This is a genomic window from Streptomyces sp. NRRL S-118, from assembly GCF_000716335.1.
Taxonomy (GTDB): domain Bacteria; phylum Actinomycetota; class Actinomycetes; order Streptomycetales; family Streptomycetaceae; genus Streptomyces.
Genome location: NZ_KL591003.1, coordinates 160,474 through 169,775, shown reverse-complemented (window position 1 = coordinate 169,775; position 9,302 = coordinate 160,474). Strand labels below are relative to the sequence as shown.

Below are 9,302 nucleotides of genomic sequence, written 5' to 3'. Positions count from 1 at the left end.
CGCCGGACGCCACTCCCTGATCCGGCCGGATCCGAACGACAGACCCCGGCCACGGTCCCGGGCGCCGGCCGTGCCGCTGCCTGCCGGACGCTGCCATGCCTGTGCGCGTGAGCGTGCGCGCGTGCCGACGCCGGCCCGGCCGCGGGTACGGCCGGGCCGGACGGCGTGCCCCGTTGGGTGACCGGCCGGGCCCCCGCGCCGGTACGGAACGTGCCTGGACGAGCAGCAGATCACCAGTAGTGACGGCGTCCGCCGACCGCGTGGCCGATCGCTCCCAGGATCCAGAGGACGGCTCCGATGACGACCAGGATGACTCCGATCGTCCAGAGGATGGAGATGCCGGCCACCAGGCCGATGATGAGCAGGATGACCCCGAGGATGATCATTGCGTCCTCCGATCTCGAGGATTACCCCACCACAAGAGTAGGCGCACCTCGGGGCGGCGGCTCGTCGGACGGTGGTCAGCGGATGAAGGTCTTGACGCACCATGCGGTGATCGACGGGTCGGTGACCCCGCGGGAGGCGCGGCACACGTCCTCCATGCCCTGAGTGGGACGGGACCGCGGTGGCTTCGGCAGCTGCGGCGGGACGAGCCGGGGCGCAGGCGCCGTGCGCTCGGGGGCCGCGGCCGGTACGGCCGCCCGGGTCCGACCCGTCGTCCTCCCCTGCGATGCCGTCTTTCCCTGCCCTGCCGTCGGGCCGCGCCCCGCCGTCGTTCCCCACGCGGACATCCCGCCCGGTGGCTGAGCTGCCGGACGCCGCGGGCCGTTCCCGTCCGTGCCGGGCTCCTCGCGTTCGGCTCGACCGCCCGCCGCCGATGGCGTGCCGGGCCGGGCGGCCGGGCCCGTCGTCGCGAGCTCCTGCTGGGCCGGGGGCTCGGCAGGAGGCCGCCACACCACGGGAGCGGAGGCCGGACCGCCCGCCGGAGCCGGGTGGTTGGGCGGGGGAACGGCGGCGTGGGGCACGGACACACAACCCGCCGTTCCGAGGAGGACGGCGGCGAGCACGGCCCGGGCCGCGAGCGCGGCGGGGGCGGTGCGGGCGCGGGACAGGACGAGCGGGCGCATCCGGCCACCTTCGCGCACGGATCCCCTTCCGCGCCGGTGCTGTGCGTCCCCGCCACCGGCACGAGTGACCTGGGGACGCGCGACGGCGATGCACCTGGGGCCGGGCCCACCGCCCGCCCTGAGTGCCTGTCATGCCGTTTGTCCCCCGGAATCGCGGCAACCTGCGTGACGAACACCCTTTGGGCACACCCGGATCGAGGGAAAACAGTCATGTCCACTGTCCTGATCGTCGTCGCCCTGGTCGTGTTGGTGGCCCTCGTGGGCGCGGCGCTGTACTGGAGGAGCCGGTCCCGCAACGAACTGCGGCGCCCCGCGCTGCAGAGGCGCTTCGGGCCCGAGTACGACCTCACTCTCGCGCGTCACGACGGCAACCACGAGGCGGCCGACCGCGAACTCGCCGGGCGGGTCGAGCGGTACGGTCACCTGCGGCCGCATCCGCTGACCGGCGAGGTGCGGGAACGCTATGAGACCCGCTGGGCCGAGCTGCAGCAGCGGTTCGTGGACGCCCCGCGCGAAGCGGTCGCGGAGGCGGGCGAGCTGCTGGCCGGGCTGGCGGAGGAGCGGGGCTTCCCCGCCGCCAACGCGTACGAGGAGCAGATGGCCGCGCTGTCCGTGCACCACGCCCACAGCCTCGACGCCTACCGCCGCGTGCGCCGGGCAGCTCGTCCGGAAGGGACCGGGGCGAACACGGAGCAACTGCGCACAGCGCTGCTCGAAGCCCGACGGCTCTTCGAGGAGCTGAGCTCCGACCGGCCGCGCAACCACCGCCGCGGCGCACGGCGCCACGAGGCGGACAGCGGCCACCACCACCGTCCGTCGCACCTGCCCCGCTCGCTGAAGCCGAAGGGAAGTGGAGTCTGATGAGCCTCGACCCCGCTCAGGTACCGCAGAAGGGGACGCCGCCCGCCTCCGGGCAGTCCCAGCCCGTACAGCACCTCGCCGGTCGCTCGTCGGCCGACCCGGGCCGGCCCGCGCGAGCCGGCGCGGACGGCGGCGTGAACCCCGCCGTCGCCGGTGGCGCCGACCCGTCCCGCGCGGTGTACCCCGTCCACGCGACACCGCCCCAGGACACCTCGCGGGCATCCCAGGGCAGCTCACACGCACCCCAGGACAGCTCTCGGCCGGCCGAAGGCCACGGACCGGCCGGCGCGGGCGACTCGCGGCCGGCCGGATCCCCTCGCTCCGCAGGCACGGCCGACGCGAGGGCCGCGACACCGGCCCGCTCCCTGGTCGCCGATGGCGAGCGGGAGGCGCTCGAACGGCGGATCCAGCACGCCATGACCGACTTCGTCGATGACCCGCGGCGCGCCGTGCAGGAGGCCGCCGGGACGATGGAGGAGGTCGCCGAGCGGCTGACCAGTGCCCTGGCGGAACAGCGCCGGAAGCTGCGTACCGCATGGGACGGCGGTGACCGCGCGGCCGACACCGAGCAGCTCCGCGTCACGCTGCGGGAGTACCGCGACATGACCGACCGGCTGCTGCGCCTCTGAACCGGAGGACACGGCCCCTCCCGCGGCGCCCTCATCCTTGTCCGCACCTCGCGGGCACGGGCGAGGGCGCCGTGCCGTGTGCCGGGAGCGATGAGTTCCCGCCCCGGACCCGGTCCATACCGGTGGACGCACTCACCCACCCGAGGAGGAAGCGATGACCGGGGACGGATTCACCACCTGCCTGTGGTTCGACGGCCGGGCCGAGGAGGCCGCACACTTCTACGTCTCCCTGTTCAAGGACTCCGGCATCGGCCGTGTCGTCCGGTACCCCGAGGGCGCGCCCGGGCCCGCGGGGTCGGTGATGACCGTCGAGTTCGTGGCCAACGGGCAGAAGTTCGTCGCGCTGAACGGCGGCCCCGAGTTCACCTTCGACGAGGCGATCTCGTTCCAGATCCGCTGCGAGGACCAGGGTGAGGTGGACCATTACTGGACCAGGCTGTCCGAGGGCGGGCAGGAGGGGCCTTGCGGCTGGCTGAAGGACAAGTTCGGCCTGTCGTGGCAGGTCGTCCCGGAGCCGCTCCTGGAAATGATCGCCGACCCGGACCCCGAGAGGGCACGCCGGGTCACGCAGGCCATGCTCGCGATGGGCAAGCTGGACATCGCCACGCTGCGGAAGGCGTACGACGGCGCGTCCGCGTAGCCTCCACGGGCCCGGCCGCACCTCACGCCCGGCCGGCACGCGAACCGGCGGCCCGCAGGACGCGGACCGCCGGTGCACGGAGCTGTCGTGGCACGGAGCCGTCGGTTGCACGGAGCCGTCGGTGGAGCGGAGCTGCCGCTGTCACGTGACGGCCGGCCCGCAGGCCCGGGGTCGCCGCCGGACGGCCCCGGAGCGCGAGGGTGCTAGAAGACGCTCACGCCGTACGCGCTCAGGGCCTCGGTGACCGGCTGGAAGAAGGTGGTGCCGCCGGAGGAGCAGTTGCCGCTGCCGCCCGAGGTCAGGCCGAGCGCGGTGGTGCCGGAGAACAGGGCGCCGCCGCTGTCGCCGGGCTCGGCGCAGACGTTGGTCTGGATGAGACCGTAGACGACGTCGCCGTTGCCGTAGTTGACGGTGGCGTTGAGGCCGGTGACCGTGCCGCTGCGCAGGCCGGTGGTGCTGCCGCTGCGCTGCACCGACTGGCCGACGGAGGCGTTCCCCGCCCCGGTGATGTCGCGGTACGAGCCGTTGTAGAGGTACACGCGGCCGTCCGCCGCCGAGGCGTTGGAGTGCCGGATGATGCCGTAGTCGTTGCCCGGGAAGCTGGAGCCGGTACGCGTGCCGAGCACGGCGGTGTTGGCCGAGTTCGTGTACCAGGTGCTGCCGCTGTTGGTGCAGTGGCCGGCCGTCAGGGCGTAGTACGTGGAGCCGCTGCGGACGTTGAAGCCGAGGGAGCAGCGGCCGCCGCCGGCGTAGATGGCCTGCCCGCCCGCGATGAGCTTGTTGAACGTCCCCGGGGTCCGCTTGACCTCCAGGGTCCCGCTCCGGCTGCCGAGCGCCTTCTTGATCTTGGCGAGCTCGGCGGCCGAGACGGTGGAGTCGGCGGTCAGGACGAGCTTGCCGGACGCGGAGTCCGTGTACCACGCGGTACCGGGGACGTCGGCCCCCAGGACCGCGTCGCTCGCCGCGGCGAGCTGGGCGGTGGTGGCACGGGGCGCGGGGGCCGAGTCCGCCGCGGCGCTCGGGGCGGCAAGCGCGGCGGCGGTCAGCAGGGCCGAGGCCACGGCGGTCAGCCGGAGGCCTCTCGCGACGCCACCGTGGGGGGTGAAGCGCTTGATGTTCACTGCATCCTCCATGGATGTCCAGGGCCCGTTGGGTGTGCGGGCCCACCAGCGGCCGCCGGCCGGCACCCGACGGGACGGCTCTCCGTCATGGGCCTGACAAGCGGTTGATACGGATCCTGTCCTCCGCTTGGGCCTGGCAACAGAGCGGCTTTCGGTCGCGCTACGCGCGTTCATCGGGTGAGCGGGCCCAGCCGCCGCCACCAGGCGCTCGGCCGGAAGTGCGTTCCGCTTCCCGCCCGTTCCGCCCCTGTACGGCAGCTGGCCGAAAGGTGACGGGACGTGGGATTTGCCGTCGGCAAAGGGTGCGGGGCCGGTCCCGAGTCACTGCGGTCGCGCACGAGCAGTTCAGTGTTCAATGAATGGACGTGTTGCTGCAGTGGCGTCAGCAACCATGGGTGACGCGTGAGGGGCCGGCCGCCCGCGCCACCGTGGACACCATGGCCGGATCCGAACCGTCCCGTGTGCGCGGGCGGGCCGGTGACGTGCGTACTCGCCGCCGGCCGCCGACGTCTCCCGTATGCCCTTGATCGCTCCGATTCGCTCCCGGCGTGCCGTGGCCTGATCGCGTCCCTCGCGCCCCGGACGGAAATTCCGGTGCCGGGGTCGAGGGCCCCTCACTACACTCGCCTTGCGTGACGCTGCCGCAGGGATCACTGCGATGTGCAGCGCGCGTTTCCGACACCGACGAGGGGGGCCCGACCGTGCGCAACCGCACCGCTGTCGTCGTTCCCCGGTCCCGGTACGACGTGATCCCGGTGTCCTCCTGGCCCCGGTGACGGCTGCGCGGCCGTCACCGGATGTCCGCGACGAACACCTGACACGTGGCATCTGACGCGCGACACCTGACACGCGGCATCTGACGCCCGGCACCGGCTCCCGGCACCGGCTCCCGGCACCTGGATCCCGGTGCCTGACGTCTCGGCAGCCGGCGAGCGGCATCCGATGGGCGATGCCCCGATGCTCCGACGCCGCACACCTCGATGCGAGCCCTCAGGGCGCCGCCGTGTCACGACGCCGGTCGTCTCCGTACCCGGTGTTCGGCACCCCGCGTCCGGAAGTCTTTCCATCCGGTCCATTCCATGCCGGTTCGTCCGGAAATCGCGCCGCCCTCTTCTTCATCTCCACCTCACCGAAAGGCCTCGGGCCGTGCGCACCGACGACCGCAAGACCTCCGCCGCTCCACTCACCCGCGTCCGCAACCTCGGCATCCTCGCCCACGTCGACGCCGGGAAGACCACCCTCACCGAACGGATCCTGTACGCGACCGGTGCCACCCACAAACGGGGCGAGGTCCACGACGGCACGACCGTCACCGACTACGACCCCCAGGAACGCGATCGCGGGATCACCATCTTCGCCGCCGCCGTCAGTTGCGCGTGGGACGGTCACCGGATCAATCTCATCGACACCCCGGGGCACGTCGACTTCTCCGACGAAGTGGCCCGTTCCCTCAGGGTCCTTGACGGAGCGGTCGTGGTGTTCGACGCGGTCGCCGGAGTGGAGCCGCAGAGCGAGGCGGTATGGCGCCAGGCCGACCAGCACGGGGTGCCCCGTCTCGCGTTCGTCAACAAGCTCGACCGCGCGGGCGCCGACCTCGACACCGCGGTCACGTCCATCCGGGAACGCCTGGGCGCGGTCCCCCTGGTCGTCCAGTTGCCGGTGGGACGTGAGGACGGCTTCACCGGGGTGGTGGATCTGCTGCGCATGCGCACGCTGTTCTGGGGCGCCGACGGCGACCCGTACGGCGAAGGCCCGGTTCCCGAGGCGCTGCTGGAGGAGGCGCGCCGGCGCCGGCGCCTGCTGGAGGAGACCGCCGCGGAGCTCCACCCGGCCGCACTGGACGAGTTCTGCACGCGCCCGGAGGTCTCCGCGCCGACCCTGGCCACGGCTCTGCGCGACATCACCCGCAGTGGTGAGGGTGTGGTGGTGCTGTGCGGTTCGGCGTACCGCAACCGCGGGATCGAGCCGTTGCTGGACGCCGTCGCGGCGTACCTGCCGTCGCCCGCCGACGTGCCGCCGGTGCGCGGCACCCTCGGCGACACGGTGCAGGAGCGGAGCGCCGACCCCGGTGCGCCGCTCGCCGCGCTGGTCTTCAAGGTGCAGGCGACCGCCACGGGCCGGCTGACGTATGTACGGGTGTACGCGGGGACGCTGCGGAAGGGGGACGCGGTGCTCGACATGGGAGCGGGCCGCAGTGAGCGGATCGGGCGGATCCTGCGGGTGCAGGCCGACCGGCACGCCGAGGTCGACGCGGCGTCGGCCGGGGACATCGTCGCCGTGGTCGGGCTGAAGACGGCGCGCGCGGGGACCACCTTGTGCGCACCGGCGGCCCCGCTGGTCCTGGAGCCGCTCGCGGCCGCCGCCCCGGTCGTCTCGGTGGCGGTGGAGGCCCGCAGGAGCCTGGACGCCGACCGCCTGGCGTCGGCGCTTGCGCGGCTGGCCGAGGAGGACCCCTCCCTGACGGTGCGGGCCGACCCCGAGACGGGGCAGACGGTGCTGTCGGGGATGGGCGAGCTGCACCTGGAGGTCGCGGTGGAGAAGATCCGTCGCGCCCACGGTCTGGAGGTCGGCGTCGGGCAGCCGCGGGTGTCCTACCGCGAGACGGTCGTCCGGGGGGTCCGGGGCCTGGTGTACCGGCACGTCAAACAGGACGGCGGCGCGGGGCAGTTCGCCCACGTCGTGCTCGACGTCGAGCCGCTGGACGAGTCTGCCGACACGGTGGCGGCCGACGCCGGCGGGGCCGGGGCCGGCGGCACGGCGGACCGATCGGTCGACCGCGCCGCGGGCGGCTTCGCGTTCCGGTCCACCGTCGTGGGCGGGCGCGTGCCGCAGGAGTACGTCCGCGCGGTCGAGGCCGGCTGCCGGGACGCGCTGGCCGAGGGTCCTCTCGGCGGCCATCAGGTGACCGGGGTGCGCGTCACCCTGACCGACGGGGCCACCCACTCCAAGGACTCCTCGGAGATGGCCTTCCGTACGGCCGGGCGGCTCGCGCTGCGCGAGGCACTGCGCGCGTGCGCGATGACGCTCCTCGAGCCGGTTGTCGAGATCACGGTGACCGTGCCCGACGACTCCGTGGGCGGTGTGCTCGGTGACCTGGCGGCACGGCGCGGCCGTGTCTCGGGCTCGACCGCGCGGGCCGGCGCGGCGGTGATCACCGCTACCGTGCCGCTGGCCGAGCTCTTCGGCTACGCGTCCCGGCTCCGCAGCCGCACCCAGGGCCGTGGAACCTTCACCACCCGCCCCGCGGGCTACGCGCCCGTGCCGGCGAGCGTGACGCAGGAGGCGCTGTCGCGGTAGCCCGCCCGCGGACTCGTGCCGCCCCCGCCGGGGCGGGCGGCCAGGCCGCCCGCCCCGGCCCTTCCGTGGTGGTGATCAGCACCCGTACGGCGCTGTTAGGGTGACGTGTGCCCGTCAATATGGGGCGTCTCCACTCGCACATTCCAACGCTCAACGGGGGTTGAACGTGAAACTTCGCCATGTCCGTGCTGTCGCCGTCCTCGGTGTCGTCCTCGTCGCGCTGACCGGTGCCCGGGGTTCCGGCGGTGGCGGCTGCGGCAGCAGCAGCGGGTCCAGCAGCAACAGCAACAGCAACAGTGACACCTCCAGCTCCGGCGGCACCCAGGGCAACGACGGCAGCAGCGGCTCCGGCACCGGGGGAGCGTCCGTCCCGGGCGGCGGCTCCGGCGCGAGCGCGGCCGAGCGCGACGTGCGCATCGACGACTGCCGGATGGACGCGGCGGGCAAGAACCTGATCGCGAAGATCACGGTCACCAACGACGACGCGATGGACTACAGGTACGACGTCACCCTGCAGTTCAAGGGCGACCTCGGCGGAGCGCCGGTCACCCGGGCCGTCGCGAAGGTCGACGACCTGCTGGTGCCCGCTTCCCAGTCCCGTACGGGCGAGGCGAGCACCGCCTACCTCGGTGACGGTAACGGCTCCGAGTACAAGAAGTGCGAGGTCATCAACGCCTCCCGGGTGACGAGCTGAGGCCTGCGGTGCACAGGGCAGCGGAAGCGAACGCGAGCCGCCCGCGCTCCTGCCTGTGGTGCGGCCGCCCCTTCCGGCCGCGCGGCCGGGGAGCGCTGCGGCGGTACTGCAGGCGCTCGCACAAGTGGCGCCGCCGGTTGTCGGACCTGATGGAGGTGCTGGGCGGCGCGGCGTAGCGGCGCCGAGCCCGTCCTGCGCCTTCTCGTCCCGCGCCGGCGCCCCCGTGCGTGCCGCCCCCCCTGCCGGGGCGGTCCGTACGGGGGCGGCGAGCCGCGCTCCGGCCCGCACCGGAAGGCGGCCGCCGGCGTGATCCGCCCGCGGTGCGGCGGTGTCCACCGGCCCGCGGGCGGCGCTCGAGGCCGCCGCCCGGGAACACGCGCCCCCGCAGGAAGGCATCGAACCCCATGAAGCGGGGCACGAGCCGACGGTGACCATCACGTCCTGTACCGGGGGCGAGCATCCTCGTGCACCGACCGGACCATTCCGGAATAGGATCCTCATGTTCCGGACATGGCGCGGGGACGGATCCAGCCGCGATTGCCCGGTATCCCGCTCCGCGGTTAATCTTCGCCGGATTTGCGACGCACGCCTACGGTGCCGTTGACGGAACGAGGTTGGACGATGACTGAGGCTCCGGTCAGGAACCCGCAGCCCGCCCGTGGAACCGCCGAGGGGGCGGGGAGGGACGCCGTGGGGGAGCCGGAACTGAGGGAGCTCCTCGCGGGGCTGACCGCGGTGCGCGACGGAGACTTCGGAACCCGGCTCCCCCACCAGTCCGACGGCCTGCTGGGGGAGATCGCGACCGTCTTCAACGGCATGGTGGACCAGCTCTCCTCGGTCACGTCGGAAGTGACACGCGTGGCGCGCGAGGTGGGCAGCGAGGGTGCCCTCGGCGGCCAGGCCCACGTGCCGGGCGCGTCCGGATCCTGGGCCGACCTCACCGAGTCCGTCAACGCCATGGCGGGCAACCTGACGGGTCAGGTGCGTTCGATC

9 protein-coding genes are annotated in these 9,302 nt (G+C 73.4%); 6 read left to right on the top strand and 3 right to left on the bottom strand.

What is annotated here, in order from left to right; translation table 11 throughout:
• Positions 1-230: 230 nt before the first annotated feature.
• Both IH00_RS43280 and IH00_RS42665 read right to left on the bottom strand, forming a co-directional pair.
• A complete protein-coding gene (locus tag IH00_RS43280; RefSeq protein WP_199819707.1) occupies positions 231-386 on the bottom strand; it encodes a DUF6131 family protein in 156 nt (51 codons plus the stop codon).
• Positions 387-461: 75 nt separating this feature from the next.
• Positions 462-1,067 carry a hypothetical protein gene (locus tag IH00_RS42665; protein ID WP_158827729.1) on the bottom strand — a complete coding sequence of 202 codons (606 nt, stop codon included), beginning with the start codon at positions 1,065-1,067 and terminating at the stop codon, positions 462-464.
• Positions 1,068-1,277: 210 nt separating this feature from the next.
• Between IH00_RS42665 and IH00_RS0107470 the strand changes: the two genes are divergently transcribed.
• The 3 genes from IH00_RS0107470 to IH00_RS0107460 all read left to right on the top strand — a co-directional run bounded on the left by IH00_RS0107470 (position 1,278) and on the right by IH00_RS0107460 (position 3,197).
• The gene (locus tag IH00_RS0107470; protein WP_031070903.1) at positions 1,278-1,928 is read left to right on the top strand and encodes a hypothetical protein; all 651 of its coding nucleotides are present in this window, start codon (positions 1,278-1,280) and stop codon (positions 1,926-1,928) included.
• Positions 1,928-2,557, top strand: a complete 630-nt coding sequence (locus tag IH00_RS38830) for a hypothetical protein (protein ID WP_052411239.1) — start codon at positions 1,928-1,930, stop codon at positions 2,555-2,557. The genes IH00_RS0107470 and IH00_RS38830 overlap by 1 nt, the downstream gene beginning before the upstream one ends.
• Before the next feature lie 154 nt (positions 2,558-2,711).
• A complete protein-coding gene (locus IH00_RS0107460; RefSeq protein WP_031070899.1) occupies positions 2,712-3,197 on the top strand; it encodes a VOC family protein in 486 nt (161 codons plus the stop codon).
• A 203-nt stretch (positions 3,198-3,400) separates the two neighbouring features.
• On the opposite strand, the gene IH00_RS0107455 is transcribed toward IH00_RS0107460, so the two are convergent.
• The gene (locus IH00_RS0107455; protein ID WP_078887610.1) at positions 3,401-4,318 is read right to left on the bottom strand and encodes a S1 family peptidase; all 918 of its coding nucleotides are present in this window, start codon (positions 4,316-4,318) and stop codon (positions 3,401-3,403) included.
• Between the two features lie 1,146 nt (positions 4,319-5,464).
• On the opposite strand from IH00_RS0107455, the gene IH00_RS0107450 reads away from it, so the two are divergent.
• The 3 genes from IH00_RS0107450 to IH00_RS0107440 form a co-directional block, all read left to right on the top strand.
• A complete protein-coding gene (locus tag IH00_RS0107450; protein WP_031070894.1) occupies positions 5,465-7,615 on the top strand; it encodes an elongation factor G in 2,151 nt (716 codons plus the stop codon).
• A 166-nt stretch (positions 7,616-7,781) separates the two neighbouring features.
• Positions 7,782-8,309 (top strand): hypothetical protein, encoded by a 528-nt coding sequence (locus tag IH00_RS0107445; RefSeq protein ID WP_031070891.1) that lies wholly within the window; start codon positions 7,782-7,784, stop codon positions 8,307-8,309.
• A 621-nt stretch (positions 8,310-8,930) separates the two neighbouring features.
• Positions 8,931-9,302 (top strand): HAMP domain-containing protein (locus tag IH00_RS0107440; RefSeq protein ID WP_158827727.1); only part of this gene is annotated, 372 nt, incomplete at its 3' end.

What these genes read in the sequence shown, in the direction of transcription:
- IH00_RS43280 (WP_199819707.1), bottom strand. Translation starts at nt 386, where the DNA reads ATGATCATCCTCGGGGTCATCCTGCTCATCATCGGCCTGGTGGCCGGC.
- IH00_RS42665 (WP_158827729.1), bottom strand. Translation starts at nt 1,067, where the DNA reads ATGCGCCCGCTCGTCCTGTCCCGCGCCCGCACCGCCCCCGCCGCGCTC.
- IH00_RS0107470 (WP_031070903.1), top strand. Translation starts at nt 1,278, where the DNA reads ATGTCCACTGTCCTGATCGTCGTCGCCCTGGTCGTGTTGGTGGCCCTC.
- IH00_RS38830 (WP_052411239.1), top strand. Translation starts at nt 1,928, where the DNA reads ATGAGCCTCGACCCCGCTCAGGTACCGCAGAAGGGGACGCCGCCCGCC.
- IH00_RS0107460 (WP_031070899.1), top strand. Translation starts at nt 2,712, where the DNA reads ATGACCGGGGACGGATTCACCACCTGCCTGTGGTTCGACGGCCGGGCC.